This window comes from Propioniciclava sp. LT294 (genome assembly GCF_059516005.1).
This window is the reverse complement of the sequence record NZ_JCAKNG010000001.1, coordinates 81120-107041: the sequence shown is the minus strand read 5'-3', so window position 1 is coordinate 107041 and position 25922 is coordinate 81120. Positions and strand designations below refer to the sequence as shown.

Here is a 25922-nt window from a genome sequence, read left to right as displayed (position 1 = left end):
CGACTTCGACGACGGACCGGCGGAGCTACCGACCTTTTCTCGAACTCTAGGGTAAACAGCGTGGTGTCGTGACGTTTTTTCTGCGCTCCAGAAGAGCTGGGTGGTAGGCGCTGTGTCGAGGACTTTCGCTATGCTCCCCTGCATGACCCTCCTGCTCGAAGCAGCCGCCGGCCATGCCGACCAGACCGGCGCCCTCATCACCGGCATCCTCGTGTTCGTCGGACTGGCCGCTCTCCTCGGCATCGTCCACACCTTCGGTTCGGGCCGTCCGCACGCGGTGTCCGAACGAGAATGAGCTCCACCGGCCTGGCTGGAGGAGCCGGCCGGCCCACCTGGCGCCTGGGCGTCATGGGTGGCACGTTCGATCCCATCCACCACGGCCACCTCGTGGCCGCCAGTGAAGTCGCTGCACGGTTCGACCTCGACGAAGTGGTCTTCGTGCCGACCGGCCAGCCCTGGCAGAAGGCACACAAGAAGGTCTCCTCGGCCGAGGACCGCTACCTGATGACGGTCATCGCGACCGCCTCCAACCCGCGCTTCTCCGTCAGCCGCGTGGACATCGACCGTCCCGGCGACACCTACACCGTCGACACGCTGCGCGACCTGCGCCGGATCCGCGGTCCGGAGACGCACCTGTTCTTCATCACCGGTGCCGACGCGTTGTCCCAGATCCTGACGTGGCGCGGCGCCGACGAGTTGTTCGAGCTGGCACACTTCGTCGGGGTGTCGCGCCCGGGCATCGAGTTGGACGAGCGGGACATCGCGCACCTGCCGGCCGACAAGGTCACGCTGATCGAGATCCCGGCGCTGGCGATCTCCTCGACGGCGTGCCGCGAGCGGACGGCGTCCGACCTGCCCATCTGGTACTTGGTGCCGGACGGTATCGTTCAGTACATCAGCAAGCGGGGCCTCTACCTGAACGGCCCCGATGACAAGGAGATCCATGGCGGCGACTGACCACGCGCTCCACCTGACCCAGCTGGCCGCACAGGCGGCTGCGGACAAGCAGGCCACCGACCTGGTGGCCTTTGACGTCTCGGAGCGACTGGCCCTCACCGACGTCTTCCTCATCGTGACCGCTGCCAACGAGCGCCAGGTCGGCGCCGTCAGCGACGCGATCGAGGAGAAGCTGCACAGGGACGGTTCCCGGGTGCTGCGCCGCGAGGGCGAGGGAGAGAACCGGTGGGTGCTGCTGGACTTCGGCGACCTGGTCGCCCACATCCAGCACGCCGAGGAACGCCAGCTGTACTCGCTCGAGCGCCTGTGGCGTGACTGCCCGGCCATCGAACTGCACGTCGACGAGGGTGCGTCGGTCGACGCCTCCTGACGCCGTGGAGCCACGCACCAAGCTCGTCCTCGTCCGGCACGGCCAGACCGACTCCAACGCCGCCGGCCGGTTCCAGGGCCAGCAGGACGTGCCCCTCAACCGCATCGGGCGATCGCAGGCGGACGCCGTGGCCGAACGCCTCGTCCGGCTCCGGGCCTCCCGCGTCGTCACCTCCGACCTCCTGCGTGCCCGCGCGACCGCCGAGGCCGTGGCCGCGGCGTCGGGGCTCGGGGTTGAGGTGGACGACCGCCTGCGGGAGATCCACGTCGGCAGCTGGCAGGGCCGTACGGCGGCCGAGGTGGCCGCGGAGACCCCGTGGTTCGAGGACGCCTTGCGTTCCGGAGCCGACTTCCGCCGCTCGGACACCGGCGAGACCGCCGAGGAGGCGGGGGAGCGGGTCGCCGAGGTCCTGCGCGAGCTGGCCGCACGGCACCCGCACGAGACGACCATCGTCGTCGGGCACGGTCTCGCGCTGCGGGTGGGGATGTGCCTGTTCCTCGGGCTGGGGCTGGAGTCGTCGTTCGCGCTCAGCGGCCTGTGGAACTGTTCCTGGACGATCCTGGACCACCACGAGCGCTGGCGCCTCCAGAGCTACAACAACGTCGTCGTGGGCCACGCCGGCCCGCTGGCCTCACCCAGCTCGCGCTGAGAGAGGCCGGACGCCGCTCAGGAGAGCAGCGCCCCGGCGGCGATCCGGACGGAGTTGGCGTACAGGGTCTCGCGCTCCTTCGCCGACATGTCACGCGAGCCGTCGAAGAGGTGGTCGCTGACCGTCAGCACGGTGAGGGCCTCGCCGCCCTCCGCGGACGCGCAGGCGTACAGGCCGGCCGACTCCATCTCGACGCCGAGGGTGCCGTACTTCGCGAGGCCGCGGATGATGTCCGGGTTCGCCAGGTAGAAGTGGTCGGAGCAGTACACCGGCCCTGCGTGGACGGTCGCACCGGCGAGGGTGCCGGCAGTGTCCATGGCGCCGCGCAGGAGCGGGTAGGAGGCCGTCCACGACATCGAGATGCCCGGCACGAACAGGGTCGACAGCGAGGCGTTCGTGTGCGAGGCGGTCGCGACGATCGTGTCGCCCACGGCGACGTCCTCGGACATGCCGCCACACGTGCCGACGCGCACGATGCGTCGGACGCCGTAGAACCGGTAGAGCTCGGTGGCATAGATGGACACGCTGGGGACCCCCATGCCGGAGGCCATGACGCTCACCGGGGTGCCCTGCCACGTGCCCGTCCAGCAGCCGATCCCGCGGACGTCGCTGACCAGTTCCGCATCGTCGAGGTGCTCGGCGGCGATCCGCTCGGCCCGCCTGGGGTCGCCGGGCATGAGGACGAGGGGGGCGATCTGGCCGGGTTCGGCCGAGATGTGCGGGGTGGCCATGGAACTCCTGTCGGTGGACTGCGGGGTCGATGCTAGCAGTGGGCGGGGCGGGGATCCGGGGTGTCGTGAGGGCTGGAAAACGCGTGAACCCCGGCCATCGGCCGGGGTTCTTTGCTGCGATCGGTGGAGCTAAGGGGATTCGAACCCCTGACCTCTTCCATGCCATGGAAGCGCGCTACCAACTGCGCCATAGCCCCAAAGTTCCGGTGCGGAACGAAGAAGAACTTTACCCTGCATCCCGGTCTTGTACAAAATCGGCCGCACTGTGGACACCCGTCAGGCGTTCTCCAACCGGCCCCGGACGGTAAAGCCCGCCTCGGCCAGGGCGGCCTCGAGTTCGGCCGTGTCGGTCGTGTTCACGCCGAGCATGAGGTCGGACGTGCCGTCCTCGCCGCGGTAGACCGCCAGGTGCTGGACGTTGGCGCCGTACGTGCGGGTCACCTCACCGATGCGGGCCAGGGCGCCCGGAACATCGCGGGCACCCACGACGAGTCGGGTGCCGGGATCCCGGAAGCCCAGCAACTCGATGTAGGCGTCCAGCAGGTCGGACTCGGTGATGACGCCGACCAGCCGCCCGTCATCGACCACCGGCAGCATCTCGATCTTGTGCTCGCGCATGATGAGGGCCGCCTGCTCGAGCAGCGCGTCGGGCGAGATCGTGATCGGGTCGCGCGACATGACCTTGCCGACGGTCAGCTTGTTGACGAGGTAGGTCAATTCGTTCACCGACAGGGAGGTCGCCTTCGACGGCAGGTTCGCGTCGATGTCGCCCTCGGAGATCACGCCGACCACGCGGCCGGCGTCCATCACCGGGAGGTGGCGGACGCGCCGGTCCTTCATCGTGGCGATCGCCTCGGGGATCGTGGCGTCCGTGCGGACGGTGAACGGGTCGGGGGTCATCCGGCTCTTCACGAACATGGTCATCCTCCGAGGTAGGCGCGCTTCACTTCGTCGGTGCTGGTGAGCTCGGACGCGGTGCCCGCCAGCACGATCTTCCCGGTCTCCAGGACGTAGCCACGGTGGGCGACCTGAAGAGCCATGTTGGCATTCTGCTCCACCAGCAGGACCGTCGTGCCGGCTTGGTTGATCTCACTGATGATCGAGAAGATCTCCTGGACCAGCAGGGGAGCCAGGCCCATGGACGGCTCGTCCAGGAGCAGGACGCGCGGACGTCCCATGAGGGCCCGTCCGATCGCCAGCATCTGCTGCTCGCCGCCGGACAGCGTGCCGGCGTTCTGCTTGCGGCGGTCCTGCAGGCGCGGGAAACGGGCGAAGACGTCGTTAAGGTCGGAGGCGATCCCCTTGGCGTCCTTGCGGAGGTAGGCGCCCAGCTCCAGGTTCTCCAGGACGGTCATCTGGGGGAAGACGCGGCGTCCCTCGGGCACCTGGACCAAGCCGCGCTTGACGCGGGACTGCGCTGACTGGCGGGTGATGTCGGAGCCGTCCAGGACGACCTTGCCGCGGCGTGGGCGGATGAGTCCCGACACGGTGCGCAGGGTGGTGGTCTTGCCGGCCCCGTTGGCCCCGATGAGCGTCACGATCTCGCCCTCGGCGACGGACAGGGAGATGCCCTTGACGGCCGTGATGCCCCCGAAGGCGACCTCCAGGTCGGTGATCTCAAGCATGGTCGACCTCCTCGCCCAGATAGGCCTCGACCACCCGCGGATCGGCACGCACCTCGTCCGGTGTTCCGGACGAGATCACGATGCCGTGGTCGAGCACGTAGATGCGTTCGCAGATCTGCATGACCAGGCTCATGTCGTGCTCGATGAGCAGGATCGTCAGGCCGAAGTCCCGCCGGATCTGGGTGATGAGACGGGTCAGGTTGGCCGTCTCGGTGGGGTTCATGCCGGCCGCCGGCTCGTCCAGGAGCAGCAGGCTCGGGCTCGTCGCAAGCGCGCGGGCGATCTCCAGGTGGCGCTGCTCGCCGTAGGACAGGTTGACCGCATACTCCCCGGCCTTGTGGTCGAGGTGCATCACCTCGAGCAGTTCGAGGGCGCCCTGACGGATCTGGTCCTCGGCCCGGCCGAAGCTCGGGGGACGGAGGAAGGAGGCGAGCAGCGGGTAGCGCTCGTTCTGCTGGAAGGCGATCATCACGTTCTCCAGGACCGTCAGGTCCTTGAAGAGCCTGATGTTCTGGAACGTGCGGCCCACGCCGGCTCGGCAGATGGCATAGGGGGCCTTGCCCCCGATCGACTGGGTCCTGCCGCCGGCGGTGAAGACGATCGTGCCCGAGTTCGGGGGGTACACCCCGGTCAGCAGGTTGAACACCGTCGTCTTGCCCGCGCCGTTGGGGCCGATGAGGCCGACCAGTTCGCCCTGGGCCAGGGTCAGGTCGACGTTGGACACGGCGGTCAGGCCGCCGAAGCTGCGCGTCAGCGCCGTGACGTCGAGGATGTTCATGCTGCCTCCTTGTCCCGGTCGCGCCCGCGTCGCCCGAAGCGGGGCACCATTCTCAGCGACAGCTCGCGGTTGCCCATCAGCCCCTGGGGCCGGAAGATCATGATCACGATCAGCAGCAGCGCGTACAGGATCATGCGGACGCCCGGGAACGGCTGCAGGACCGTCGAGATGATCGCCAGCAGGAAGGCGGCGATCACCGAACCGGAGAGGGAACCCAGCCCGCCGAGCACCACGATGACGAGGATGTCGACCGACTTCAGGAAGCCGAACTGCTCGGGCTTGATCACGTAGAAGTACGAGGCGTACATGCCGCCCGCGATGCCGCCGAAGAAGGCGCCGATCGTGAAGGCCAACACCTTGGAGCGCGTCGTGTTCACGCCGATCGACTCGGCGGCGATCTCGTCCTCGCGGACGGCGATCGCGTCGCGGCCCTGCCGGGAGCGGACGAAGTTGCGGATCAGCAGGACGGAGCCGACGGTCAGGATGAAGAACCAGTTCCAGTCCATGTACTGGGGGACCGGCGAGAGGCCGGCGGCGCCGTTGGTGAAGTCGAAGTTCTGCAACAGGATGCGGATGATCTCGGCCATGCCCAGAGTCGCGATGGCGATGTAGTCGCCCCGGAGGCGCAGGGTGGGCAGGCCGATGAGGAAGCCGACGGCGGCGGCGATGACGCCGCCGAGCAGCAGGCCGCCCACGAACCCGGCGGTCGAGTCGACGTTCATCGTGACCAGGGCCGTGGTGTAGGCGCCGATGGCCATGAAGCCGGCGTGGCCGAGGGAGAACTGCCCGGTGAAGCCCGTGATCAGGTTGAGGCTGACCGCCAGGACGATGTTGATGCAGATCGTGGCGAGGGTCACCTGGGCGTACGCGTCGATGATGCCGGCCTGCACGAGCAGGAGCACGATGACGTAGGTGGCGACCAGGGGGAGCCAGAGCGTGAGCGCCTGGCGGACGAGCTTGTTCTTCATCACACCTTCTCCCGGACGTTCTTGCCGAGCAGGCCGGTGGGCTTGAAGATCAGCACGAGGATGAGGATCGCGAACACCACGGCATCGGTGTAGAGGCTGGACCAGTAGCCGGCCACGAGCGTCTCGGCGGCACCGATGAAGTAGCCACCGATGAGCGCGCCGGGGATGAGGCCGATGCCGCCGAACACTGCGGCGATGAACGCCTTCAGGCCGGGCAGCATGCCCATCAGCGGGTTGATCGCGTTGTAGTAGACGCCCACCAGGACGCCGGCCGCGCCCGCGAGCGCGGACCCGATGGCGAAGGTGAACGAGATGGTGTTGTCGACGCTGATGCCCATCAGGCGGGCGGCGTCGGCGTCCTGGCTGACCGCACGCATCGCCTTGCCGATCTTGGTGCGGCGGACGACGTACTGCAGGACGACCATGAGCAGGACCGACACCCCGATGATGATGATCTGCTTCATCGTGATGAGGACCCCGCCGACGTTGAAGCTCTGCTCCATGAAGGGCGGCAGGGCCCCGTAGGTGCGTGTGTCGGCGCCCACGAAGAACATCATCCCGTACTCCAGCAGCAGGGAGACGCCGATGGCGGTGATGAGGACGGCGATGCGGGTGGACTTGCGCAGGGGTTTGTAGGCCACCCGCTCGATCACCACGCCCAGCACGGTGCAGACGGCCATCGCGATCAGCAGCGACTCCACGAAGCCCAGCTTGAGGTGGACCATCGAGAAGTAGCCGACGTAGGCGCCGACCATGTACACGTCGCCGTGGGCGAAGTTGATGAGCTGGATGATGCCGTAGACCATCGTGTAGCCCAGTGCGATCAGGGCATAGATGCTGCCCAGCGCCAAGCCGTTGACGAGTTGTTGAGCCAACTGTTCCACGGGTGTCGACCTCCCCTGATCAGGCGAGGAGTGGGACGGCGGACCGCCGTCCCACTCCTGCGCGGGTTGGTATGGATGAAGTGTGTCAGGCCTTCTCGGTCACCGCGACCTGGCCGTCCTTGTAGCCGATGAAGACGACGGCCTTGACGGGGTTGTGGTTCGCGTCCACGTCGAAGCTGCCGGTGACGCCGGCGAAGCCCTTGGTCTCGGCGAGCGCCTTCTGGACGCCCACGCCGGTCTTCTCACCGGCGCGCTTGATGCCGTCGGCGACGAACTTCAGGGTGTCATAGCCCAGGGCGCTGAACGCGTTCGGCTCGGTGCCGTACTTGGCCTTGAACGCCTTGATGAACTCCTGGACCTTCGGGTCCTGGTCGGCGGAGCTGTAGTGGTTGGTGAAGTACACGTCGGTCAGCTGCTTGCCGGCCTGCTCGCCCAGGACGGGGGAGTCGAAGCCGTCGCCACCGAGGATCGGCTGCGTGATGCCGAGGTCGCGGGCCTGCTTGATGGCCTTGCCGGCCTCGGTGTAGTAGCCGGGCAGGTACAGCACGTCGAACTGCTGGCCCTTGAACTTGGTCATGACCGCGTTGAAGTTGTCCGCGCCCTTGCTGTAGGCGTCCTCGGACACGATCTCGCCGCCACCGGTGGTGAAGGTCGTGCGGAAGGCGTCCGCGAGGCCCTTGGAGTAGTCGCTGGAGCTGTCACGCAGGATGACGGCCTTCTTGGCGTCGAACTTCTTCACGGCGTAGTTGGCCGCGGCGGTGCCCTGGAAGGAGTCGTTGAAGCAGGTGCGGAACGCGAACTCCTTGACGCCCTTGGCGTCGACCGTGACGTCGTCGGCGGTGGCCGACCCGGAGACGACCGGGATCTTGGCGCGCTCGGCGACGGGGATGGTGGCCTTCATGCCGCCGGACGTGGCGGGGCCGATCACCGTGATGACCTTGTCCTGGGTCATCAGCTTCGTGGCCAGCGTGGTGGCCTCGGCGGCGTCCGACTTGGTGTCGTACTTGATGAGCTCGATCTTCTTGCCGTCGATGCCGCCGGCGGCGTTGATCTCCTCGGCGGCCATCTCGATGCCCTGGACGTTGGCCTGGCCGTAGGTGGCGACGTCACCGGACAGCTCGTAGTTGAGGCCGATCTTGTAGGTGGCGCCCGCTGCCGGGGCCGGTGCCGAGCCGCCGCCGGCGCTGCAGCCGGTCAGCACGAGCGATGCGGCCGCGAGGCCGGCAAGGATGCGCTTCATGTCAATTCTCCCTGGTCGACCGCCCCGGAACGAGAGCGGATGCCAGCGCATGCTACAAATCAGCGGCCCCGAACGGGCGGGGTCTCATCGCTGATGAGACGCCGGGATCCGTCCGAGCCGTGAGAGCAGTGCCGTCGCCCCGTCCGTGTGGCGGCGCCGCGTCACTCGGGGATGGGCAGGGCGGACACCTGCCGGCCCTGGGCAGTGGTCAGGATGAGGGTCGACGCGCCCCGTGGCAGGGCGAGGAGCAGATGGCCCTCGATCGACTGGCCCGCCGCCAGCGACCCGCTGCCGATCTCGGGTGTGGGGGCCCCGGGAACCGGCTCGTAGACGTCCGTGCCGGAGTTGGAGAAGGCGACGAACCCGTAGCTGATGCGCCCGGCGTCCGCGGTCACCTTCACCTTGACGACGACTCCCTGATCGGTCCACGCGTGCCCGGTGATCTCCCAGCGGCCGTGGCTGACGGTGCTGCCCGGCATGGTGAACGGCATGCCCGGACCGGCGGGTTCCGCCGCCGGCGCCGTGGCGGCCGGTGTGCTGCCCGGTACGGTGGCCGCGAGCGGCGGACGCCAGAGGACGGCCGTGAGGACGACCGCCACCAGCACGACGCCGATGACGCCGAACCACCAGGTGCCGCCCGAGCGGCGCGGTGGTGCATAGGCGTCGATGTCGACGGGACGCCGCTGGTACGGGTCCTGCTGCCACTGCGTCATGCGAGCGAGCGTACCGGCCGGGTTGTGGACAACCAACGGGCGGTCCGGCGGGTGCTGTGGATGGTGTGAAGTGGTTGCTCCTGCCGCCCCCGCACCGCCCATGGTCGGGGCATGACCGAAGCACCCGAGCAGCGCACCTCGCTGCGATCCCTGACCGACCTCGTCGAAGTCGTCCCCACCCTGCTGGGCTTCCACCCCACCGATTCGCTGGTCCTCGTGGCCCTCGACAACGGGAGGGTGGAACTCGCCGCTCGCGTCGACCTCGACGTGACGGGGGGCCACCGCACCGCCACGGCCCTCCGGCCGGTGTGGCAGCGCCTCCCCCACGCCTCCCACGTCCTCATCGCCTACTCCGACGACGCCGAGCGATCGTGGTGGGCGCTGGACGACGTCGCCGCCACGATTCCCCAGGGCTGCCCGCGCACGGTGCTGCACGCCGATGGCGGGCGCTGGTACTCCGATCCCGACGACGCCGGGACGCCGTACGACCGGCTGGGGAGCGTCCACCTCGCGCGCGCAGCCTGGGACGGACGGCCGGTCCGTCGTTCACGGGCCGAACTCGTCGAACTCACGCGGCCGGGTCGGACGCCCGCCGAGGTGACGGCCTCGCTGGAGCGGGTGGCGGCGCGGGAGGCGACGCTGCGCGATGTGGTGTCCGAGGCGATGGCGTTGGTGGTGGGCCACGACGAGGCGCCCGGTGATCTGGAGATCGACGAGGCCACCATCCTCTGCCTGGCCAGCCATGACCCGGTCTTCCTCGAGGAGGTGCTCCTCGGGACCACGCGGGCGAACGCTGCCGTGCGTGTGGCCCTGTGGGCCCAAGTGGTCCGGGCGAGCGTGCCGAACTGCGCGGGGGCCGCGCTCGTGGCGCTGGGGTTGGCGGGCTGGGTGGACGGGGAGGGGGCGATCCAGTCGGTCTGCCTGGAGGCGTTGGCCGAGCGTCCGGGGCCGGCCGAATGGGTGGGCCTCCTGGACGCCATCAACGCCGACGCGGTCCACCCCGACGAGTGGGAGGGGATCCGCGCCCGGCTGCGCGATGAGGGCGTCGCCACGGCGTCCTGAAGAGCTCTACCATGCCGTCATGCGACGGATCGTGGTGTGCGGCGAGGCCCTGATCGACCTGGTTCCGGGCCCGCCCGGCCCCGACACGCGCTCGTCGTCGTGGCGGGCACTCTCCGCGGGGGGGCCGATGAACACGGCGATCGGGCTGGCGCGCCTGGGGGTGCCCGTCGAGTTCCTGGGGCGGCTCGGGAATGACGCGTTCGCCGGGCAGTTGCGGAGCCACCTGGCCGCCAACGGCGTCGACACCGCGCTGGCCGTGGCGGCGGCGGAGCCGACGTCGTTGGCGGTCGTGAGCCTGGACGAGGACGGCAAGGCGTCCTACACCTTCCACTTCGCGGGCTCGGCCAACTTCGGGTGGCGTCCGGACGAGTTGCCGGTGCTGGGGCAGGAGGACTGGCTGCACATCGCGTCGCTGGTCACCGTGGTCGGTCCGGGGAACGTGAGGCTGCTGGAGTGGGTGCGGGGCGGATCCGGGCCACTGTCGCTCGATGTCAACGTCCGCCCGACGGTGCTGCCCGACCTCGCCGCCTATTGGCGCCTGGTGGAGCCGTGGCTCGTCGCGGTCGGGGAGCGCGGGGGCCTGGTCAAGGGGTCGGACGAGGACTTCGCGTTGCTGGCCGCGGCGTCCGGGCTGCCGACCGCTGCGGCCGACCTCGTGGTGGGGCTGCGCGAGCGCTACGGCGCCCGGTGGGCGGTCGTGACGCGGGGCGCTGACGGTGCGGTGGCCGCCGGGCCCGAGGGTGTGGTGGAGGTGCCGAGCCCGCCGGTGCGGCTGGTGGACACCATCGGGGCGGGGGACACCTTCATGGCGGCGCTCCTGGACAGCCTGGTGCTGCGCGAGCTGCCGTTGGCGGACGCCCTGCGCCACGCAGCGCAGGCTGCGGCGCTGGTGTGCGAGCGTGAGGGGGCCGACCCGCCGACCCGCGCCGAGCTGGACGCAGCTCTTTCCTGAGCGGGGCGGTGGTCTATGCTGGCGGGCATGGATCGCACCACGAGCCAGCGACTTCTTGGCTAGCCGCGCACCCACCCGGTGACGCGGCGCCCCTGACATGCCCAACCGGCAGGCAGGGGCTTTTTCATGCCACGAGTCGAGATCCGTCCACGAGGAGAACCAACACCATGGAGTCCGCCCGCACGTATGACGCAGCCGCCGCTCAGGAGCGGTGGCAGAAGTTCTGGGAGGCCGACGGCACGTTCGTCGCCCGGGACGACGACACCGCCGAGCGTCGGTACGTGCTCGACATGTTCCCCTACCCGTCGGGCGACCTGCACATGGGCCACGCCGAGGCGTTCGTCATGGGCGACATCGCGGCCCGGTACTGGCTGCTGCGCGGCTATGACGTCATGCACCCGATCGGCTGGGACTCCTTCGGCCTGCCGGCCGAGAACGCCGCGATCGCGCGCAACGCCCACCCCGCCGAGTGGACCTACCGGAACATCGAGACCCAGGCGGCGTCCTTCAAGCGGTACGGCCTGAGCTTCGACTGGACGCGGCGCCTGCACACGTCCGACCCCGAGTACTACCGCTGGACGCAGTGGCTGTTCCAGCTGTTCCACTCCCGCGGGCTGGCCCACCGCAAGAGCTCGCCGGTGAACTGGTGCCCGAACGACCAGACCGTGTTGGCCAACGAGCAGGTCGTCCAGGGCGCCTGTGAGCGCTGCGGCACCCCCGTCACCAAGCGGAACCTGACCCAGTGGTACTTCAGGATCACCGAGTACGCCCAGCGCCTGCTGGACGACATGACGGCGCTGGAGGGCCACTGGCCCGATCGCGTGCTGGCCATGCAGCGCAACTGGATCGGCCGCTCCGAGGGGGCCTACGTCGACTTCGTGATCGAGGGTCGCGACGAGCCGGTCACCGTGTTCACCACCCGCCCGGACACGCTGTACGGGGCCACGTTCTTCGTGGTCGCCCCCGATGCGGCGCTGGCGTCCGAGATCGTCACCGACGAGCACCGTGCCGACTTCGAGGCGTACCTGGAGGCGACGCGGCGGGAGTCCGACATCGAGCGGCAGTCGACGGACCGACCCAAGACCGGCGTGTTCCTGGGGCGGTACGCCATCAACCCGGTGAGCGGCGAGAAGCTGCCGGTCTGGGCGGCGGACTACGTGCTGGCCGACTACGGCACCGGCGCGGTCATGGCCGTCCCCGCCCACGACCAGCGCGACCTCGACTTCGCCAAGGCGATGGGGCTGCCCGTACGCCGTGTCATCGACACGGGCGAGCCGAACCCGGAGGAGAGCTTCATCGCCACCGCCGGGGACGGGACCTACGTGAACTCCGGCGAACTGGATGGGCTGACCGACAAGGCGTCCGGCGTCGCCCGGATCACCGAGCGCCTGGTGGAGGAAGGGACCGGCAAGTCGGCCATCACCTTCCGGCTGCGTGACTGGCTGCTGAGCCGCCAGCGGTTCTGGGGCTGCCCGATCCCGATCATCCACTGCCCGTCCTGCGGGGAGGTGCCGGTCCCCGAGGACCAGCTCCCTGTCGAGCTGCCCCCCCTGACCGGTGCCGACCTGGCTCCGAAGGGAACCTCGCCCCTGGCCGGAGAGGCGGCGCGCGCCTGGCGTGAGGTGCCGTGCCCGACCTGTGGCGGCGCCGCCGAGCGCGACACCGACACCATGGACACCTTCGTGGACTCGTCCTGGTACTACTTCCGCTACTGCTCGGCCAACGACGACACCGCCGCGTTCGACGTGGACGCCGTCAAGCGCTGGGCGCCGGTCGACCAGTACGTGGGCGGCGTCGAGCACGCCATCCTGCACCTGCTGTACAGCCGCTTCTTCACCAAGGTGTTGAACGACGCCGGCCTGATCGACTTCAGCGAGCCGTTCACGCGCCTGCTGAACCAGGGGCAGGTGACCAACGGCGGCAAGGCGATGTCGAAGTCGCTGGGCAACGGCGTCGACCTGGGCGAACAGATCGACCTGCACGGCGTGGACGCCATCCGCACCGCCATCGTCTTCGCCGGCCCCCCGGAGGACGACATCGACTGGACGGCCATGTCGCCGTCCTCGACGAGCAAGTTCCTGGCGCGCGCCTACCGCGTGGCGGACGACGTGTCGTCGCCGGTGGGCATCGACCCGAGGGCCGGTGATGCCGGCGTCCGCAAGGGGACCCACGCGTCGATCGCGGCCATCACCGAGGCGGTGGAGGACCAGCGCTACAACGTGCTGGTCGCCCGCATCATGGAGTTGGTCAACCACACCCGCAAGGCCATCGACAGTGGCCCCGGCGCCGGCGACCCGGCCGTTCGCGAGGCCGCGGAGTTCATCGCGCAGGCGCTGAGCCTGGTCGCGCCCTACCTGGCCGAGGAGATGTGGGAGCTGCTGGGGCACACCCCCTCGGTCGCCCGCACGACGTGGCCCGACGCAGACCCCGCCCTGCTGGTGCAGGATTCGGTCACGGTCGTGGTGCAGGTCGCGGGCAAGGTGCGGGGCAAGCTCGAGCTGCCCGCGGACGTCTCCGAGGAGGAGGCGACCGCGGCGGCGTTGGCCGACGAGGGCGTCCAGCGGGCGCTGGCCGGGCGGGAGGTCGCCAAGGTGATCGTCCGCCTGCCGAAGATGGTGAGCATCGTCCCGGCCTGAGCCGGTCCGGGGCCGCCGGGCGGTGACGGTCGTTGTGGATGACGGCTGACACGGGAGGGAGTTGTCCACAGGTCGATGACGGGATGACCGGAGCGGGCATCCACCGCCCATGGTCCCGGCATGCGCCCGCTGACCCACCACACCGGCCGAAGTGACGCCGTCCGAGATCGCATGGCGGCCCTGGTCGCCGAGTTGGGGCCGCCCGGGGAGGCACCGGCCCCGGCGGCCGAGCAACCGGCCCCGCGCCGGGCGGCACCGCCGGAGCGGGGAGGGCTGCACCACGCCTGGGAATTCGGTCGGGCACACGCCGCGGTGATCGGTGTCATCGCACTGGTCGCGTTGGTGAGTGCCGTCTGGGGCATCAGCCAGGCACGCACGGTCCCCGTGGCCGTCGCCGCTGCCACGCCGGTGGCGGCGAGCCCAGCCCTCGGGCCGACCCGATCGTCGACCCCCGCCGCGCTCCCGGAACCCCTGCGTGTCCACGTGATCGGGGCGGTGGCCCGCCCCGGTGTCGTCCGCGTGGGGCCGGGGGCTCGGGTGGAGGACGCGATCGCCGCAGCCGGTGGGCTCCTCCCCGAAGCCCGGCCCGGTGAGCTCAACCTGGCCGCGCCCGTCGCGGACGGGGCCCAGGTGGTCGTGGGCGACACCAGGGAGCCGGGTGGGCAGGTCCGGGGGGCTGAACCGGCCCCCGCAGGCGGGAACGCACCCCCGGCCGGTGGATCGGCAGCGGGTCGGCTGGACCTCAACACCGCGTCGGTCGAGCAACTCGACACGCTGCCGGGCGTCGGTCCGGTCACCGCTCAAGCGATCGTCGCCTGGCGCCAGGCGCACCAGAGGTTCTCCCGGGTGGAGGAACTGCTGGAGGTCGACGGGATCGGACAGAAGACCTTCGAGCGCATCGAGCCGCATGTCCGCGTCTGAGCCGCCCCCAGCCCGTGAAGATCCCGATGACGGCAGCGCCGTGCGCGTCCTCGCGCTGGGTGCTGTCGCTTGGGCGGCCATGGGGTTCGCCACCGCCGACGACCCGCGCGTGCTCGGGGTGGTCACGGCCCTGACCGGGCTGGTGGCACTCGTGGCGTGGCGACGCGGAAGTTGGTTCCTGGCGGCCGCCGCGGTGGTGGCGGCCGCGTGCGTCCTCACGGGCGCGGGACGGGCGGCTGCGCTGGCGGACGACCCCCTGACGGGGCTCGTGGCGGACAAGGCGTCCGGTGTCGCGGACATCCGGTTGTCCGGGGCGGGCAGGTCGTGGGCGCCGGCCGGGCCCAGGCCCGGCATGTGGCGGGGGACCGCCCAACTGGTCGCGGTGTCGGCCCGCGGCGGGTCCTGGAGCAGCGGGGCGCCCATCCAGGTCCTCGTGACCGGTGAGGAGGCCACGGCGTGGGCGGCGGTGCCGATGGGGGCCACGGTGCGTGCGAGTGTCAGGTTCGGTGCCGCTGAACCCGGTTCCGGTCCGTACTCCGTGGTGCGTGTCCGGGGTGCCCCCCAGGTGGTGGCGGAGCCGGACCCCGTCGCCGCCACGGTCGGAGCGTTGCGCCGTGGCCTGGCCGAGGCCTGCGCGCCGCTGTGGCCGGACGCCCGCGCGCTCGTTCCGGCGCTCGTGGTGGGGGACACCTCGGCCATGACCGATGACCTCCGGGATCGCTTCGTCGTCACAGGGCTCACCCACCTCACCGCGGTGTCCGGCGCGAACCTGACGCTCCTGCTGGGGTTCCTGCGGGCCCTTGCGGTGGGGTGCGGCGTGCGGGGGCGGTGGTTGCTCGGGCTGCAGGTGGCTGGGGTGGCGGGATTCGTCGTGCTGTGTCTGGGGGAGCCGAGCGTGTTGCGGGCGGCGGCGATGGGTCTGGTGGGGCTGGCGGCGTTGGGCCGGGCGGGTCGGGGCCGGCAGGGGATGCGGTTCCTCGGGGTGGCGATGCTGGCGGTGGTGCTGGCGGAGCCGGCGATGGCACGTTCGCTGGGTTTCGCTTTGTCGGTGCTGGCGACCTTCGGGTTGTTGCGGTGGGCGGGCGCCTGGACCGACCTCCTGGCGCGCTGGCTGCCCCGCTGGTGCGCGGAGGCTCTGGCGGTGCCGTTGGCGGCGCAGGTGGCGACCGAACCGGTCGTGGTCCTGCTGTCCGGGCAGGTCAGTGTCGTGTCGGTGTTGGCGAACCTGGTGGCCGGGCCCATGGTCGGGCCGGCCACCGTTCTCGGTCTCGCCACCACGGTGGTGGCGCCGCTCCTGCCATGGCTGGCAGTGGTGCCGGCGTGGGCTGCGGGCTGGTTCGCGCAGGGAATCGCGTGGACGGCGCGGTTGGGCGAGACGTTGCCGGGGGCGGCGGTTCCGTGGGAGGCGACGCCGGTCGCTGTCGGCGTGGTCGTCGTGGGGTGTTGGGTGCTGGTGCTGCTGGCGCCCACCGTGCTGCCGAGACGGTGGTGGTGCCTGGCGATCGCGGTGGCCGTCGTGGGCGCGCTGGCCCGGACGCCGACCCCGCCGGGCTGGCCGCCGCAGGGCTGGGCGGTGGTGTCCTGTGACGTGGGGCAGGGGGACGCGACGGTGTTGGCCGCCGGACCCGGCCAGGCCGTCGTCGTGGACACCGGCCCCGAGCCCGCACTGCTCGCGCGGTGCCTGTCCCAGTTGGGGGTGTCGCGCGTGCCGTTGCTGGTGCTGACACACCTGCACGCGGACCATGTGGGTGGCCTGGACACCGTGGCGGGCCTGGGCGTGGAGGTGGTCCTGACCTCGGGCGTCCGGACGCCCGAGGCCGCGAACGTCCGGGTCGACAGCCTGCTCGCCTCTGCCCAGCGGGTGGAGGCCGGCGCCGGAACGGCCTGGGAGGTGGGCGAGGTTCGGCTCGAGGTGCTCGCCGCGCCGGCGCCGGGGCGAGAGCGGGGCGGTGGTGAGGGCGAGTCGAGCGTGGAGAACGACGCCTCGCTGCTGGTGCGTGCCGAGGTCGGTGGCGTGAGCCTGCTGCTGGCGGGAGACGCCGAGGAGCGCGGGCAGACCGGCCACCTCTCCCTCGGGGAGGCCTTGGACGCGAACGTGCTGCTGGTGCCCCACCACGGGTCGGGGCGCCACAGCCCGGCGTTCATCGCGGCGACGCGTCCGCAGGTGGCGTTGGTGAGTGTGGGGGAGGGCAACGACTACGGGCACCCGGCAGCACGCACGCTGGGGTCGGTGTCGTCGACGGGGGCGGCGACCTTCCGGACCGACGTGCACGGATCGATCGCCGTGACGCGGGGTGGCGACGGCGACCTGCTCGTCACGACCCAGCGGTGACCGGAACGGCCCCCGCTCAGCCGCGGGCGGCCCAGAACAGGCGCGAGCCCGTCAGGTCGTCCCACGTGCCGCCGAACTCGATGCCGGCCACGGTCGCGGTGGGAAAGTGGTGCAGGACGGACGCCGCCGCGTGTGGGTCGGCGTCCGGACCCGCCAGTTCGTCGACCAGCGCCGGGATGCCGGGGGCGTGCGCCACCACGGCCGCGATCGTCACGCCGTCCTGGAGGTCGGAGATCGCCCGGAGCAGCCCCACGGTCCCGGCGTTGTAGAGCGCGTCGACCGGACGCAGCCCCGCAGCCAGGCCCATCCCGGACGCCGTCTGCGCGGCCCGGTCCGCCGTGGAGTGCAGCACCAGCTGGATGCCCGCGTCGGCGAGCAGTTCGCCCAGGTGGCGGGCCTGGGCGTGCCCCTCCTCGGTGAGGACGCGGCCGTGGTCGCCGCGCCCGCGGCCCAGGAACTCCGCCTCCGCATGCCGGATGAGGTACAGGCGTCTCATGCCTCCACCCTAGGGGCTCGACCGGCCGGTGGGCTGTCGGTCCGGGCTGGCAGTATGGGCACCGTGAACGACCAACCCCTCTTCGGCCGCGTGGTGCTCGTGAGTGGCCCCGAGACGCTTCTGGCCGAGCGCGCCGTGGAGCGCCTCGTCCGGCAGGCGATGGTCGAGCGGCCTGCGGCGTCCGTCACCAAGGTGGAGGCGGGTGATCTCGACGCGGGTGTCCTGGCCGAGGTCACGGGCGCCTCGCTGTTCGCCGATGCGTCCGTGGTCGTCATCAACGCGCTGTCCGACCTGGATCAGGCCCTGTTCGACCACGTGGTGGCGTTCGCGCAGACGCCGTCGGACGACCTGGCATTGGTGCTCGTCCACCCCGGCGGGGTCAAGGGCAAGGGGCTGCTCGACAAGCTGAAGAAGGCCGGGGTGGCCACGATCGACTGCCCGACCATCAAGGCTTGGGAACTACCCGGCTTCGCCGTCAACGAGGCGCGACTGCTGGGTGGACGACTCGAGAAGCCCGTCGCCGACCGGCTCGTCGAAGCGCTCGGCGCCGACGTGCGTGCCGTCTCCGGCGCCGTCCGCCAGCTGTTGGCCGACGCCGACGACCGTGTCATCACGGAGGCGGCCGTCCGGCGCTACTTCGCCGGGCGGGCGGACGTGACCAGCTTCACCGTCGCCGACCACGTGATGGCCGGCCGCCGCGACGAGGCGCTCGGTGCCCTGCGCTGGGCGCTGGAGACGGGCGTGGCCACCGTCCTCGTCACCTCGGCGCTGGCGAACGCCCTGCGCAGCCAGGGCAAGTACAGCGACCTCGCGTCGGCGCGCATGCGGGACGGCGACCTGGCCCGCGAGTTGGGCGTCCCCCCGTTCAAGGTCAAGGAGATCGTGGCCCGGTCACGGGAGTGGACACCGCGGGGGCTGGCGTCCGCCCTGCAACTGGTCGCGAAGGCGGACGCCGCGGTCAAGGGACAGTCTGCGGACGCAGCGTTCGCCCTCGAGGGCCTGGTGATCGGTGTCACCGGTCTGCGGGGTCGACGTCCGGACTCCGGAATGGGGCGATGAGCGTCACGGCGACGTTTCGACAACCCGGCGACCCGCTGGTAAGCTGTCCAATCGCGCCCAACGTGGGTGCACACCTCATTCACCAACCTGAACTGAAGGCTTAGCCAGTGGCGAACATCAAGTCCCAGAAGAAGCGGATCCTCACGAACGAGAAGGCGCGCCTGCGCAACAAGGCCGTGAAGTCCGCTCTCAAGACGCACATTCGCAAGTTCCGCGAGGCCGCTGCCGCGGGTGACGTGGAGAAGGCCCAGGAGGCTGCCAAGGTCGCGTGCCGCGCGCTCGACAAGGCCGCGTCCAAGGGCGTGATCCACAAGAACCAGGCTGCGAACCGCAAGTCGGCCGTTGCGTCGGCCGCTGCCGCTCTCTGACGAACTCCTGCGACGTCGCCCCGCACCGCACTGGGTGCCGGGGCGACGTCGTGCCGTACCCGCACGCCGACCGACCCAGGGGCGGCGTCATGACGAGAGGTGACGCGTGACCAGGCCGCAGCCGGGCAGCACGAGGCCGGAGATCATCCGGAACTTCTGCATCATCGCCCACATCGACCACGGAAAGTCCACGCTGGCCGATCGCATGCTGCAGCTGACCGGCGTCGTCGACGGCCGTGCCATGCGCGCCCAGTACCTCGACCGCATGGACATCGAGCGCGAGCGCGGCATCACCATCAAGAGCCAAGCCGTCCGCATGCCGTGGGAGGTCGACGGCACCGACTACGTGCTCAACATGATCGACACGCCCGGGCACGTCGACTTCACCTATGAGGTCTCCCGCTCGCTCGCGGCCTGCGAGGGCGCGATCCTGCTGGTGGACGCGGCCCAGGGCATCGAGGCCCAGACGCTGGCGAACCTCTACCTGGCGATGGGCGCAGACCTGCACATCATCCCGGTGCTCAACAAGATCGACCTGCCGGGCGCGCAGCCGGAGAAGTACGCCGAGGAGCTCGCCAACCTCGTCGGGTGTGACCCCGACGACGTCTTCCGCGTCTCGGGCAAGACCGGCGTCGGCGTCTCTGAGCTGCTGGACGCCGTGGTGGCGCAGGTCCCCGCCCCCGTGGGTGACCAGCAGGCCCCGGCGCGGGCCATGATCTTCGACTCGGTGTACGACACCTACCGCGGCGTCGTGACCTATGTGCGTGTCATCGACGGCGAGCTGAGGCACCGCGACCGCATTCTCATGATGTCCACCAAGGCGACCCACGAGGTGCTCGAGGTGGGCGCCATCAGCCCCGAGCCGAGCCCGGCCAAGGCACTCGGCGTGGGCGAGGTGGGCTACCTGATCACCGGTGTGAAGGATGTCCGCCAGTCCCGCGTGGGTGACACGATCACGCTCGCGAACAGGCCCGCCACCCAGGCGCTGGGGGGTTACAAGCACCCCAACCCCATGGTGTACGCCGGCCTCTACCCCATCGACGGGGCCGACTTCCCGGAGTTGCGCGAGGCGCTGGAGAAGCTGCAGCTCAACGACGCCGCCCTCACCTACGAGCCTGAGACCTCGGGGGCGCTCGGCTTCGGATTCCGCATCGGGTTCCTCGGCCTGCTGCACATGGAGATCACCCGCGAGCGCCTCGAGACCGAGTTCAACCTCGACCTGATCTCGACCGCGCCCAACGTCGTCTACCGCGTCGTCATGGAGGACGGCACGGAGCACACGGTGACCAACCCGAGCGAGTACCCCGAGGGCAAGATCGCCGAGGTGTGGGAGCCGGTCGTCAAGGCCACCATCCTGAGCCCGACGGAGTACATCGGCACGATCCTCGAGCTGTGCCAGCAGCGGCGCGGCACGCAGACCGGTATGGACTACATCTCCGCCGATCGCGTCGAGATCCGCTACACGCTGCCGCTGGCCGAGATCGTCTTCGACTTCTTCGACGCGCTGAAGTCGCGGACGAAGGGCTACGCGAGCCTCGACTACGACGAGGCGGGCGAGCAGGCGGCCAAGCTCGTCAAGGTGGACATCCTCCTGCACGGCGAGCCGGTGGACGCGTTCAGTTCGATCGTCCACACCGACGCCGCCTACGCGTACGGCGTCGCCATGGCGAAGAAGCTCAAGGAGCTCATCCCCCGCCAGCAGTTCGAGGTGCCGATCCAGGCCGCAGTGGGTGCGCGGGTGATCGCCCGTGAGACCGTACGCGCCATCCGCAAGGACGTCCTCGCCAAGTGTTACGGCGGCGACATCAGCCGCAAGCGCAAGCTGCTCGAGAAGCAGAAGGAGGGGAAGAAGCGCATGAAGATGGTCGGTCGCGTGGAGGTCCCGCAAGAGGCGTTCGTCGCCGCACTGTCGACCGGCGAGTCGCGCGACCCCAAGTAGGGGTCAGCGCCTGCGCATCCACCAGGCGGCGAGCACGCCGCCCACGGCACCGCCGAGGTGACCCTGCCAACTCACGCCCGGCAGGGTCGGGAACACCCCCCACAGCATCCCGCCGAAGAAGCCGAACACGGCCGCGCTGATGACGATCTGCTTCCACTCCCCGTTCATCAGGCCGCGCACCAGCAGGAACGTCAGCCAGCCGAAGATCAGGCCGGACGCGCCGGCGGTCACCGTGAAGGGCGCCGAGAGCAGCCAGGCGGCGAGTCCGGACACCACGACCGAGGCCAGCGTGGCCACCCAGAACGCACGGCGTCCGGCCAGGTGGGTGAGCGTGCCGAGCACGAGGAACGGCAGCGAGTTGGCCGCCAGGTGCTCGAAGCCGAAGTGCAGCAGCGGCGCGGTGAAGATCTGGGGGAGTTCGGCGACGTCGCGCGGGCTGACGCCGAAGCCGTCCAGGGCTCCGATGACCATCAGGTCGACGACCTCGAGGATCCACAGCAGCGCGAGCCAGCCACCGACGAACCTGAGCGACCTGCCGAGTGTCGGGCGTGCGGGGGTGGCGGACGCCGCCGTCGGCGCCGGGTGGGCGGGGGAGGGCGTCCATGATCCGTACTGCTGGCTCATGCGTCCAGTGTGCGCCACGCGGGCAAGCGTGGCGCCGGGGCCCCGGCCCGAGCGGGTCGCCCTAGGATGCCGCCATGACCAGTGTCGTGGCCGAGATCGGCATCATCGGGGGGTCCGGCTTCTACTCGTTCTTCCACGACGCCGAGCGCGTCGAGGTGGACACCCCGTTCGGCCCACCGTCCGGTGCGGTGACGGTCGGTGAGGTGGCCGGCCGGCGGGTCGCGTTCCTGCCCCGTCACGGCGAGCGTCACCAGTACACCCCGCACCGGGTCAACTACCGCGCCAACCTGTGGGCGCTCAAGGCACTCGGCGTCACCCAGGTGCTCGGCCCCTGTGCGGTCGGATCGCTGCAACCCCACCTCACGCCCGGGACCTTCGTGGTGCCCGACCAGGTCGTCGACCGGACGTACCGGTCCGGCCACACCGTGTGGGAGGCCGAGGGGCCCGTCGTCCACGTGCCGTTCGCCGACCCCTACTGCGCGCGGGGGCGTGCCGCCGTGCTGGGGCAGGCGACCGACGACACCCCGCTCGTCGACGGGGGGACGCTCGTGGTCATCAACGGACCACGGTTCTCGTCGCGGGCCGAGTCCCGGTGGCACTCCGCGGCGGGCTGGTCCGTGGTCGGCATGACGGGGATGCCCGAGGCTTCGTGCGCGCGCGAGTTGGCGATGTGCTTCACCTCGGTGGCGTGCGTGACCGACATGGACGCCGGCCTCGAGGGTGAGGAGGGCGTCAGCCATGCCGACGTCCTGGAGGTGTTCGCGGGGAACGTCGAACGTCTCAAGGCACTGCTGCTGCGGACGATCCAGCACCTGCCCACGGGCGACTGCCCGTGCCGACGCGTCCTGGATGGAATGCCCCTTCCGTTCCCGCTGCCGGACGTGGGCGCCGGGGTCCGGGTGGTGGCCGGCTGAGCGGCGCGCACCCTGACCTAGAGTGGATCGACGTGACACCATCCGCGCTGCCCGAGGGCGAACCCGCACCCGATGACGGGAGCCTGCCTGCGTCCGCGCTGGACGGCATCGCCGAGCGCCGCCTGTCGGCCTACGTCCACGTGCCGTTCTGCGCCACGCGCTGCGGTTACTGCGACTTCAACACCTACACCGCCGCCGAACTGGGTGCCGCGCCCGGGGCGTCCAGGTCGGACTACCTCAAGGCGGTCGCAGACGAGACGGCCCTGGCGCAGCGCGTCCTGGGGGAGGCCCGGCCGTTGCGCACCGTGTTCTTCGGCGGCGGCACCCCGACGCTCCTGGAACCGTTCGAGCAGGCCGGCATCCTCGCCGGGCTGCGCGACACCTTCGGCCTCGCCGCGGACGCCGAGGTCACGACCGAGGCGAACCCCGACTCGGTCACCCCCGCCTCCCTGGAGGCCTTGGTCGCGGCGGGTTTCAACCGCATCTCGTTCGGCATGCAGAGCTCGGCCCCGCACGTCCTGCGTATGTTGGAACGCACCCACACCCCGGGACGCGCACTGGACGCCGTCCGCTGGGCGAGGGAGGCGGGCTTCGGCTCCGTGAGCCTCGACCTGATCTACGGCACCCCCACCGAGACGGTCGATGACTGGCGAGCCAGCGTGGAGGACGCACTGAGCGCCGAACCCGATCACCTCAGCGCCTACTCGCTCATCGTCGAGGACGGCACACGCTTCGCCGCGCGGGTCCGGCGCGGTGAGGTCCCACTCCCGAACGAGGATGACCTCGCCGACAAGTACGAGGTCGCCGACGACCTGTTCCGGGGGGCCGGCCTGGAGTGGTACGAGGTGTCCAACTGGGCCCAGCCCGGTCACGAGTGCCGCCACAACCTGGCCTATTGGCGCGGCGACGACTGGTGGGGGTTCGGCCCCGGGGCGCACAGCCATGTCGGCGGCGTCCGGTTCTGGAACGTCAAGCACCCGCGCACGTACTCCGGACGCCTCGCCGAGGGCCTGTCCCCGGCCGCGGGCCGGGAGGTCCTGGGCCCCGAGGACCGCCGTGTCGAGCGCGTCCTGCTCGAACTGCGCCTCCGGGAGGGGATGCCCCTCGAGGTGCTCACCGAGCACGAACGGGCCAAGGTCCCGGAGCTGGTCGCCCGCGACTGGCTCGTCGCGTCGGACGCCCGCGTGGCGGTCAGCGCGCACGGGCGCCTGCTGGCGGACGCGGCGATCCGCGCGCTGCTCGACTGAGGCGCACCGGTTCGGTCCCCTCGCAAGCGCCTCAGGCGACGCGCAGTTCAAACACCTGCTCGCCGGTGTCGATGCGCACCACATCACCGGCGGCGAGCTGGCGTCCCCGACGCAGGTCGACCTCACCGTTGACGCTGACGAGCCCATCGGCGATGAGTTCGCGGGCCATGCCGCCGGTGTCGGCGATGTTGGCCAACTTGAGGAACTGACCCAACCGGATCGCTCCGCCCACCTCGATGTCCACGATGTCGCTCACCGCTCCATGGTCCCATGCGGGATCGAAATCGCCTGCCCGGGCACGTAGGAGTTCCCCAGCTTGTTGTGGGCTGGACAGGCCAGTCCTCTTGATCGGAGCCGCCATCGGACTGGGACTCGGTAGCACCGTCAGTTGGAACGGGCGGCACGCCAGCCGTCCGGGGTCGGCCCGACCGAGCCGGGTCCGCCGTGGTGGGCCCGTTCGAGCCGGGTCCCACCGGGACCGGTCCGCCGGCGCCACCTGAGCGCGGCGCTTCGACCGCTCACTCCTCGAGCGTCGACAGGTCCCCCTCGTCCTGGCCGAGGGCCCGGGCCCGAAGCACGCGCCGCATGATCTTGCCCGAGCGGGTCTTCGGCAGGGAGTCCACGAACTCGATGTGGTCCGGCTTGGCGATGGGGGTGAGGTGCCGGGCCACGTACTGGCGGAGTTCCTCCTCCACCTCCTTGCAAGGTTCGGCGGTCATGTTGAGCACGACGAACGCATGGATCGCGTTGCCCTTCACCTCGTGCGGCAGGCCGATGGCGGCGGCCTCGACGACCGCGGGGTGGCCGGCCAGGGCGGACTCCACCTCCGCCGTGCCGAGGCGGTGGCCCGAGACCTTGATCACGTCGTCGGTGCGGCCGATGATCCAGAACCACCCGTCGGGGTCGCGCTTGGCCGCGTCACCGGTCAGGTAGCGCCCCGGGAACTTCGACCAGTAGGTGTCGACGTAGCGCTGGTCGTCCTTGTAGAGGGTGGCGAACATCGCCGGTGCCGGGTGCTTGAGCACGAGCAGTCCCTCGGTGCCGTCGGGCACCGGCTCCCCGTGCTCGTCGACCACCTCGGCCTCCTGGCCGAACACCGGTCGCCCGGCCGCGCCCGGCTTGAGGGGCATCGCGGGCACGGAGGTGATCTGGAACATCCCCGTCTCGGTCTGCCACCAGGTGTCCATGATCGGGCACCGGCCGCCACCGACGACGTCGTGGAGCCAGCGCCAGGCCTCGGGGTTGATGGGTTCCCCGACGGAGCCCAGCAGCCGCAGCGACGACAGGTCGTGCCGCTTGACCCAGGCGTCCCCGAACCGCATGAGGGACCGGATCGCCGTGGGGGCGGTGTAGAAGTGGGTGAGGCCGTAGTACTCGATGAGCTGCCACCACCGGTTGGGGTAGGGGTAGGTCGGGTTCCCCTCGTACATGAAGGTCGTCGCTCCGTTGAGCAGGGGGCCGTAGACCATGTAGGAGTGGCCGGTCACCCAGCCGATGTCGGCCGTGCACCACCAGCGGTCCTCGTCGCGCAGGTCGAAGGTGTTCTTGAGGGTGGTGTGGATCCCCACCATGTACCCGCCGTGGGTGTGCAGGATGGCCTTCGGCTTCCCGGTGCTCCCCGAGGTGTAGAGGATGTACAAGGGGTGCTCGGACTCGACCTGCACCGTGTCGCAATGACCGCGGGCGATCGGCAGGGCACACAGGTCGTGGTACCAGTGGTCGCGCAGCGGATCCATGGCGATCTCATTGCGGGTGTTGCGCACGACGATCACGTTCTCGACGGACGGCGAGAACCGGATGCCCTCGTCGACGATCTCCTTGAGGTCGAGGATGCGGCCGTTGACCCGCGACCCGTCGGCCGTGATGACCACCTTGGACTCCGAGTCGTCGATGCGGCTGGCGAGCGCGTCGGACGCGAAACCGGCGAACACCACCGAGTGCACGGCACCGAGCTTGGCGCAGGCGAGCATCGCGAACACGGCCTCGGGGATGCGCGGGAGGTAGATGGTCACCTTGTCGCCCTCGGTGACCCCCATCGCCTTGAGCACGTTGGCGAACTGGTTCACCTCACGGTTCAGGCTGTAGTACGAGAAGGTGCGCACCTCCGAGGTGTCCTCGCCCACCCAGATCAGGGCGAGCTTGTTCTTGCGGGGGCCCTCCTGGTGCCGGTCGACACAGTTGGTGACGATGTTGGTGCGGCCGCCCACGAACCACCGGTGGAACGGAGCGTGGGAGTCGTCCAGCACCTCGGTCCACGGCTGCGAGCACTCCAACTCGGACGCCTCGGCCGCCCAGTAGGCCTCCGGGTCGGCCAGCGCCCGGGCCTCGGCCTGGCGCCAGTCCTTGATGCGCGCGTGCTCCACCACGTCCGGATCGGGCTCGTAGATCTGTTGCTCCGACATGTGGGCCTCCTTGCCACGCGTGCCTTTTCGGGGTCAGGTTAGCGGCGCGTCCGGC

26 protein-coding genes and 1 tRNA gene are annotated in these 25922 nt (G+C 70.4%); 14 read left to right on the top strand and 13 right to left on the bottom strand.

Annotated features, from left to right (window positions below):
• Positions 1-142 precede the first annotated feature (142 nt).
• The 4 genes from AC5YDA_RS00545 to AC5YDA_RS00530 are packed head-to-tail and all read left to right on the top strand — an operon-like array spanning position 143 to position 1976.
• Complete coding sequence (locus AC5YDA_RS00545; RefSeq protein ID WP_496187941.1) at positions 143-295, top strand: hypothetical protein; 153 nt, start codon at positions 143-145, stop codon at positions 293-295.
• A complete protein-coding gene (nadD, locus tag AC5YDA_RS00540; RefSeq protein ID WP_496187940.1) occupies positions 292-957 on the top strand; it encodes a nicotinate-nucleotide adenylyltransferase in 666 nt (221 codons plus the stop codon). The genes AC5YDA_RS00545 and nadD overlap by 4 nt, the downstream gene beginning before the upstream one ends.
• Positions 944-1327, top strand: coding sequence for a ribosome silencing factor (gene rsfS, locus AC5YDA_RS00535; RefSeq protein ID WP_496187939.1), 384 nt, complete (start codon positions 944-946; stop codon positions 1325-1327). The genes nadD and rsfS overlap by 14 nt, the downstream gene beginning before the upstream one ends.
• Before the next feature lie 4 nt (positions 1328-1331).
• On the top strand, positions 1332-1976 hold the full coding sequence (locus tag AC5YDA_RS00530; RefSeq protein ID WP_496187938.1) for a histidine phosphatase family protein: 645 nt from the start codon (positions 1332-1334) through the stop codon (positions 1974-1976).
• Between the two features lie 17 nt (positions 1977-1993).
• Here the strand turns inward: AC5YDA_RS00530 and AC5YDA_RS00525 are convergent, their stop codons facing one another.
• From AC5YDA_RS00525 to AC5YDA_RS00485, 9 genes are all read right to left on the bottom strand, one after another.
• The gene (locus tag AC5YDA_RS00525) at positions 1994-2707 is read right to left on the bottom strand and encodes a purine-nucleoside phosphorylase (RefSeq protein ID WP_496187937.1); all 714 of its coding nucleotides are present in this window, start codon (positions 2705-2707) and stop codon (positions 1994-1996) included.
• 124 nt (positions 2708-2831) lie between these two features.
• Positions 2832-2904 (bottom strand) — tRNA-Ala (locus AC5YDA_RS00520).
• A 79-nt stretch (positions 2905-2983) separates the two neighbouring features.
• A complete protein-coding gene (locus AC5YDA_RS00515) occupies positions 2984-3625 on the bottom strand; it encodes a CBS and ACT domain-containing protein (protein ID WP_496187936.1) in 642 nt (213 codons plus the stop codon).
• A 2-nt stretch (positions 3626-3627) separates the two neighbouring features.
• Positions 3628-4332, bottom strand: coding sequence for an ABC transporter ATP-binding protein (locus tag AC5YDA_RS00510; RefSeq protein ID WP_496187935.1), 705 nt, complete (start codon positions 4330-4332; stop codon positions 3628-3630).
• Positions 4325-5110 carry an ABC transporter ATP-binding protein gene (locus AC5YDA_RS00505; RefSeq protein ID WP_496187934.1) on the bottom strand — a complete coding sequence of 262 codons (786 nt, stop codon included), beginning with the start codon at positions 5108-5110 and terminating at the stop codon, positions 4325-4327. Before AC5YDA_RS00505 ends, AC5YDA_RS00510 begins: the two co-directional genes overlap by 8 nt.
• A complete protein-coding gene (locus tag AC5YDA_RS00500; protein WP_496187933.1) occupies positions 5107-6078 on the bottom strand; it encodes a branched-chain amino acid ABC transporter permease in 972 nt (323 codons plus the stop codon). Before AC5YDA_RS00500 ends, AC5YDA_RS00505 begins: the two co-directional genes overlap by 4 nt.
• Positions 6078-6962 (bottom strand): branched-chain amino acid ABC transporter permease, encoded by an 885-nt coding sequence (locus AC5YDA_RS00495; protein ID WP_496187932.1) that lies wholly within the window; start codon positions 6960-6962, stop codon positions 6078-6080. Before AC5YDA_RS00495 ends, AC5YDA_RS00500 begins: the two co-directional genes overlap by 1 nt.
• A gap of 85 nt (positions 6963-7047) precedes the next feature.
• Positions 7048-8202 carry an ABC transporter substrate-binding protein gene (locus AC5YDA_RS00490; RefSeq protein WP_496187924.1) on the bottom strand — a complete coding sequence of 385 codons (1155 nt, stop codon included), beginning with the start codon at positions 8200-8202 and terminating at the stop codon, positions 7048-7050.
• 161 nt (positions 8203-8363) lie between these two features.
• Positions 8364-8915 carry a hypothetical protein gene (locus tag AC5YDA_RS00485; protein ID WP_496187923.1) on the bottom strand — a complete coding sequence of 184 codons (552 nt, stop codon included), beginning with the start codon at positions 8913-8915 and terminating at the stop codon, positions 8364-8366.
• Between the two features lie 111 nt (positions 8916-9026).
• Between AC5YDA_RS00485 and AC5YDA_RS00480 the strand changes: the two genes are divergently transcribed.
• The 5 genes from AC5YDA_RS00480 (at position 9027) to AC5YDA_RS00460 (ending at position 16818) form a co-directional block, all read left to right on the top strand.
• Entirely contained in the window at positions 9027-9977 is a 951-nt protein-coding gene (locus tag AC5YDA_RS00480) for a DUF4192 domain-containing protein (RefSeq protein WP_496187922.1), read from the top strand.
• Positions 9978-9996: 19 nt separating this feature from the next.
• Positions 9997-10929 carry a carbohydrate kinase family protein gene (locus AC5YDA_RS00475; protein WP_496187921.1) on the top strand — a complete coding sequence of 311 codons (933 nt, stop codon included), beginning with the start codon at positions 9997-9999 and terminating at the stop codon, positions 10927-10929.
• Positions 10930-11096: 167 nt separating this feature from the next.
• Complete coding sequence (leuS, locus tag AC5YDA_RS00470) at positions 11097-13565, top strand: leucine--tRNA ligase (RefSeq protein WP_496187920.1); 2469 nt, start codon at positions 11097-11099, stop codon at positions 13563-13565.
• A gap of 120 nt (positions 13566-13685) precedes the next feature.
• A complete protein-coding gene (locus tag AC5YDA_RS00465) occupies positions 13686-14486 on the top strand; it encodes a ComEA family DNA-binding protein (protein ID WP_496187919.1) in 801 nt (266 codons plus the stop codon).
• A complete protein-coding gene (locus AC5YDA_RS00460; RefSeq protein WP_496192702.1) occupies positions 14473-16818 on the top strand; it encodes a ComEC/Rec2 family competence protein in 2346 nt (781 codons plus the stop codon). The genes AC5YDA_RS00465 and AC5YDA_RS00460 overlap by 14 nt, the downstream gene beginning before the upstream one ends.
• Before the next feature lie 16 nt (positions 16819-16834).
• Here AC5YDA_RS00460 and AC5YDA_RS00455 read toward each other — a convergent pair whose 3' ends face one another.
• Positions 16835-17314 carry a SixA phosphatase family protein gene (locus AC5YDA_RS00455; protein ID WP_496187917.1) on the bottom strand — a complete coding sequence of 160 codons (480 nt, stop codon included), beginning with the start codon at positions 17312-17314 and terminating at the stop codon, positions 16835-16837.
• 63 nt (positions 17315-17377) lie between these two features.
• On the opposite strand from AC5YDA_RS00455, the gene holA reads away from it, so the two are divergent.
• The 3 genes from holA (at position 17378) to lepA (ending at position 20680) form a co-directional block, all read left to right on the top strand.
• Positions 17378-18373 carry a DNA polymerase III subunit delta gene (gene holA, locus AC5YDA_RS00450; protein WP_496187916.1) on the top strand — a complete coding sequence of 332 codons (996 nt, stop codon included), beginning with the start codon at positions 17378-17380 and terminating at the stop codon, positions 18371-18373.
• A 107-nt stretch (positions 18374-18480) separates the two neighbouring features.
• Positions 18481-18741, top strand: a complete 261-nt coding sequence (rpsT, locus tag AC5YDA_RS00445; RefSeq protein WP_496187915.1) for a 30S ribosomal protein S20 — start codon at positions 18481-18483, stop codon at positions 18739-18741.
• A 106-nt stretch (positions 18742-18847) separates the two neighbouring features.
• Complete coding sequence (gene lepA, locus AC5YDA_RS00440; RefSeq protein WP_496187914.1) at positions 18848-20680, top strand: translation elongation factor 4; 1833 nt, start codon at positions 18848-18850, stop codon at positions 20678-20680.
• Between the two features lie 3 nt (positions 20681-20683).
• Here lepA and AC5YDA_RS00435 read toward each other — a convergent pair whose 3' ends face one another.
• The gene (locus AC5YDA_RS00435) at positions 20684-21304 is read right to left on the bottom strand and encodes a rhomboid family intramembrane serine protease (RefSeq protein ID WP_496187913.1); all 621 of its coding nucleotides are present in this window, start codon (positions 21302-21304) and stop codon (positions 20684-20686) included.
• A 74-nt stretch (positions 21305-21378) separates the two neighbouring features.
• Here AC5YDA_RS00435 and AC5YDA_RS00430 point away from each other — a divergent pair, with 74 nt between their 5' ends.
• A complete protein-coding gene (locus tag AC5YDA_RS00430) occupies positions 21379-22218 on the top strand; it encodes an S-methyl-5'-thioadenosine phosphorylase (RefSeq protein ID WP_496187912.1) in 840 nt (279 codons plus the stop codon).
• A gap of 32 nt (positions 22219-22250) precedes the next feature.
• A complete protein-coding gene (gene hemW / locus AC5YDA_RS00425; RefSeq protein ID WP_496187911.1) occupies positions 22251-23465 on the top strand; it encodes a radical SAM family heme chaperone HemW in 1215 nt (404 codons plus the stop codon).
• A 31-nt stretch (positions 23466-23496) separates the two neighbouring features.
• Here the strand turns inward: hemW and AC5YDA_RS00420 are convergent, their stop codons facing one another.
• Both AC5YDA_RS00420 and acs read right to left on the bottom strand, forming a co-directional pair.
• Positions 23497-23712, bottom strand: a complete 216-nt coding sequence (locus AC5YDA_RS00420) for an RNA-binding S4 domain-containing protein (protein ID WP_496187930.1) — start codon at positions 23710-23712, stop codon at positions 23497-23499.
• A 271-nt stretch (positions 23713-23983) separates the two neighbouring features.
• The gene (gene acs / locus AC5YDA_RS00415; RefSeq protein ID WP_496192701.1) at positions 23984-25867 is read right to left on the bottom strand and encodes an acetate--CoA ligase; all 1884 of its coding nucleotides are present in this window, start codon (positions 25865-25867) and stop codon (positions 23984-23986) included.
• Between the last annotated feature and the right edge of the window lie 55 nt (positions 25868-25922).

Coding starts and splice junctions, on each gene's coding strand:
- AC5YDA_RS00490 (WP_496187924.1), bottom strand. CDS start 8,202: ATGAAGCGCATCCTTGCCGGCCTCGCGGCCGCATCGCTCGTGCTGACC.
- AC5YDA_RS00510 (WP_496187935.1), bottom strand. CDS start 4,332: ATGCTTGAGATCACCGACCTGGAGGTCGCCTTCGGGGGCATCACGGCC.
- AC5YDA_RS00485 (WP_496187923.1), bottom strand. CDS start 8,915: ATGACGCAGTGGCAGCAGGACCCGTACCAGCGGCGTCCCGTCGACATC.
- acs (WP_496192701.1), bottom strand. CDS start 25,867: ATGTCGGAGCAACAGATCTACGAGCCCGATCCGGACGTGGTGGAGCAC.
- AC5YDA_RS00465 (WP_496187919.1), top strand. CDS start 13,686: ATGCGCCCGCTGACCCACCACACCGGCCGAAGTGACGCCGTCCGAGAT.
- leuS (WP_496187920.1), top strand. CDS start 11,097: ATGGAGTCCGCCCGCACGTATGACGCAGCCGCCGCTCAGGAGCGGTGG.
- AC5YDA_RS00475 (WP_496187921.1), top strand. CDS start 9,997: ATGCGACGGATCGTGGTGTGCGGCGAGGCCCTGATCGACCTGGTTCCG.
- AC5YDA_RS00435 (WP_496187913.1), bottom strand. CDS start 21,304: ATGAGCCAGCAGTACGGATCATGGACGCCCTCCCCCGCCCACCCGGCG.
- AC5YDA_RS00500 (WP_496187933.1), bottom strand. CDS start 6,078: ATGAAGAACAAGCTCGTCCGCCAGGCGCTCACGCTCTGGCTCCCCCTG.
- nadD (WP_496187940.1), top strand. CDS start 292: ATGAGCTCCACCGGCCTGGCTGGAGGAGCCGGCCGGCCCACCTGGCGC.
- AC5YDA_RS00480 (WP_496187922.1), top strand. CDS start 9,027: ATGACCGAAGCACCCGAGCAGCGCACCTCGCTGCGATCCCTGACCGAC.
- AC5YDA_RS00545 (WP_496187941.1), top strand. CDS start 143: ATGACCCTCCTGCTCGAAGCAGCCGCCGGCCATGCCGACCAGACCGGC.
- AC5YDA_RS00460 (WP_496192702.1), top strand. CDS start 14,473: ATGTCCGCGTCTGAGCCGCCCCCAGCCCGTGAAGATCCCGATGACGGC.
- AC5YDA_RS00525 (WP_496187937.1), bottom strand. CDS start 2,707: ATGGCCACCCCGCACATCTCGGCCGAACCCGGCCAGATCGCCCCCCTC.
- AC5YDA_RS00505 (WP_496187934.1), bottom strand. CDS start 5,110: ATGAACATCCTCGACGTCACGGCGCTGACGCGCAGCTTCGGCGGCCTG.
- AC5YDA_RS00430 (WP_496187912.1), top strand. CDS start 21,379: ATGACCAGTGTCGTGGCCGAGATCGGCATCATCGGGGGGTCCGGCTTC.
- AC5YDA_RS00455 (WP_496187917.1), bottom strand. CDS start 17,314: ATGAGACGCCTGTACCTCATCCGGCATGCGGAGGCGGAGTTCCTGGGC.
- AC5YDA_RS00515 (WP_496187936.1), bottom strand. CDS start 3,625: ATGTTCGTGAAGAGCCGGATGACCCCCGACCCGTTCACCGTCCGCACG.
- rsfS (WP_496187939.1), top strand. CDS start 944: ATGGCGGCGACTGACCACGCGCTCCACCTGACCCAGCTGGCCGCACAG.